The organism is Bradyrhizobium sp. (assembly GCF_049586575.1).
Classification (GTDB): Bacteria; Pseudomonadota; Alphaproteobacteria; order Rhizobiales; family Xanthobacteraceae; genus Bradyrhizobium.
In genome coordinates this window covers 1-3,327 of record NZ_JBAVCF010000063.1, presented here as the reverse complement: position 1 = coordinate 3,327, position 3,327 = coordinate 1, and the positions used below count along the sequence as shown (strand labels likewise).

Below are 3,327 nucleotides of genomic sequence, written 5' to 3'. Positions count from 1 at the left end.
ACTCCAGGCCGACCTGGCCCATTCCGGCCGCGAAGGTGATCTGATTGTTGGCAATGTCGTAGACCTCAAATTGGCCTGTTGCGCCGTTGCGCATCAGCATGTCGCCGCTTTCGCCCGCCTTGCTAGGCGTCGGAAATCATCAGCTGCACGCCGCCTTGAGGCCGCGATCGACCAGGTGGCGCAAAAAGGCCGACCCGTCGGATTTGTTCTCCCGCCAGCACGTTGCCTGCGCCGAAGTCCAGCACCCAGAGCTGATTGGTTGCTGGATTGAACGCAAGTCCGAGCATATGCGGGCTCGAATTGGCAATAGTGACCTGCCGAATGACCTTGCCGCTCGGGTTGATTACGAACAGCGTCGCCGGTCCGCTGGTTGATCCGGTCGTGTTGAAGCCAAAAGAGGGGACATAGACGTTGCCGTCGGGCCCGACCGTGAGCCCCTCGACACTACTTCCGACGCCGGGCGCAATGTCCGGCAGCACCGTTAGCACTTGGACCTGGCCTCGGTCCCACGCGAACGCTGACGGTGTGGCGAGAAACGTAAGTGCAAGCGCGCAGCCAGCGACGGCCGCAGCGATCCTCGATCCTGTCATAACTTCCTCCCTAAACTGACTCGATTGTAGTGGTTTGATTGTAGTGACTTGGTTGTAGCGACTTGTTGGTCGTACGCGTCTTTGCAATTCGCCTCGGCGCGACGCCGGGGACAGATAGAGCTTATCATTCGCGCGGGACCCTCGGAAGACGCCTGATCGGCCCGGTTGCTGGTTTTCCTAACCCCCTCCACTCGGCGTATTTGCAAAACCGCTTAGGTCAAGCGGGCCAAGCACTGCGAAAAATGGCAATCGTCAACAGCGGCTACCCTAACCGGGCAATCACCGCGCGGGAGGTGGAACAGAAATCACCGACTGTCGGATCGCGACAGCCGACGCGGAGCAACCATCGTTGGTTATCCCGCCGAAAACTAACCACTGAGGCATTGCGGAGATTAAAGGGCCGTATAAGGCGTTGAACGTGTCTCTGCCGATGGTGATCGTGCTCGCAGTGTCGGAATAGGGAGTTCTCGTGTTGACGGAAGTTTGGGTAAGCTTGGCGGGTACGCCGTTCAACACCACAAGAGCGCCGGATACCGAGGTACCGGTCAGCTGTACGGTCTTCGTGGCGTTATCGAAGTCGGCAATCAGAATTTGATTGTAGGTCGCGCCTGCAGAGTAACTAGGCGTGCTCGTCCCAGCCTGACAGATCTCGTTGTAGGTGGTTGCGTATTTTCCCGAGAGTAGTGGAACTGTCTGCGCCATAACCGGCCAACAGATCAACGGAACGACCGCCGCGCATGGCACAAACACTCTCCACAGCATGGAACCCCTGCCCCCCGTGCTACCGATGTGGTGCGATCATACACGAGCGAATTCGACTTTCACAATCAGCCGTCTCGCAAACACCTATCCACCGATGACATCGCCCGCTTCAATGGCAGTCGACGGATGCAACACCGGCGTGGCGGGCCAGGGTGCGGGCGAGACGCCGATCCTTTAACGGAGATTTCGCCCGGTCCGAACGCCCCGATCAAAGTTGCCATCGCGGCGGATGCCTCCCAACGGCGAGCTCAATACCCAGACGCCGATCGCGCCGAATCTCCCCAATCCGATCCTACTCAACGAACTGGGCCCGTGGGCGCGCGGCTGCTCGGATCTCGACCCGCCCCCCGCTTTTGGCGCTCTCGTAGCTCCGGGACGCGCGTCCTCATGCGGTTAGAGTTGCTTGAACGGATTTTGGACCAAGCACGCGCCCTAAATATAGACCGCTCGGGGTGTTGGTCGACAAACCACCAAAACTGGAACGGACCATACCAAATTGGCCCATGCCGCCTGCGATCTTGCGAGCCTTGGTCGTTTGGCATCTTGCCGCAATCTGACCAAACAAGAGATCCCGGGCCAACCTTACTGAGGGCTCCCTATGAAAATCTCGGCCGGACGATCAGGGTGGCCGCTTTCCAAATCTACCGTAACGCCCCGGCCGCCTTTTGGGGTGGCTAGGAAGCCCGCAATCGGTTTATCGACCACTGTGTACCCCGCTTGCCGTAGGAACTCATATATTTCGTTAGCCAACGGTCCAGCGTCAGGCTCGGTCGGTTGAAACAGGATCCTTATGTGGCGTTCCTTTGGAATATTGCTGAGGAGCCCCCACTTGTTCCGTTCCGAGAGATGGCGCGCTGCTGGTGCGGACTGTGCGAAAGCCGCATCACTGAGCCGCCACTCTGTTCCTTGGATGGCCACAAATACCATGATGCCTGCGCTGGCGCTGACAATGCATTGCTGCAGGCGTGCAAAGTTTAGTTTCTTGCTCATCGCAATCAGAACACCATGAATCTTTATGCCATATGCTGTTGGCCAGACTGGTGGATCGCAACATATTCGCTCATCCGGTCAGATGTCTATGCCCCACTCGACCGTCGCCTCGTGCTCGTAAACCGCCGACCTCGACGGGCCCCATCGTAAAACGTCACATTGAGCCGGAACGACGCCCGCAGCAACAGTAGCCCCGCAAGGATTGCCTTTCGCAGCGGCGGGGAAGCCGCAATTTTAAAAAGGGAGGAGCCTCAGGATGGTGCGATCAGCATCCGGCATTCGATGCTGGTCCGCGGACTATTCATTCCTTTATCGACGTGCGTGGCGTGGATTGTAAAATTCGTGAATGCGAGCACGTCACCCGGATTCATGGGTGGCGCTACAAAGTTCAACCGCGCCTTGCGCATTATTTTGACATCCAGCTTTTCGTGCCGGCGGCCCCGCTCGGGTAAGAAATAAAAGGCGTCCTGAGTTCGGTCTTCCGAACAGGAGTATTCGGACGTTCCATTATTTGTCTCGGGTCCAGCCCTTCCCCTGCCCCGCTTTCCCGGGCAGGGAGAAGACCGAGCTCGCGGCGGTCCTAATGCTCCGGCCCGTCGGGGAACGCCTGAAAGAAAGTGGAAATCTTCGACACCGCGCAGTGCTTGAGCTTGAGCGTCCAGTCCGAGTTGATCCCTGCGTTCGCGCCCGCATAGGGAGATAAAGCGTCAAGTTCTCACATAGAGCGTGCGTCCCAATTGAAGGCCGGGTTCGCCGGGAACAAAAAACCCTGCGCGACGCCGTCATCGTCGATACCGTAGAAATCGCCGAGCTTGGCGATTACCTTCGGTACCGTCTGCCCACTGATCGGATTCTTGGCCTTTGGGTCGATGACCACGATCTCGTTCTCCTGATTGCCGCAGACCCAAATGCAAGGCATGATTAGATCTCGCTCACGATATACAGCGTCACGAATTCCCGTGAGGCTCCATGTCGGCATTTCAGC

2 protein-coding genes are annotated in these 3,327 nt (G+C 58.0%); both read right to left on the bottom strand.

Annotated features, from left to right (window positions below; genetic code table 11):
- Nucleotides 1-122: 122 nt before the first annotated feature.
- Nucleotides 123-590 carry a hypothetical protein gene (locus tag WB528_RS01935; protein ID WP_423886741.1) on the bottom strand — a complete coding sequence of 156 codons (468 nt, stop codon included), beginning with the start codon at nucleotides 588-590 and terminating at the stop codon, nucleotides 123-125.
- A 2,467-nt stretch (nucleotides 591-3,057) separates the two neighbouring features.
- Nucleotides 3,058-3,327 (bottom strand): hypothetical protein (locus WB528_RS01930; protein ID WP_423886740.1); only part of this gene is annotated, 270 nt, incomplete at its 5' end.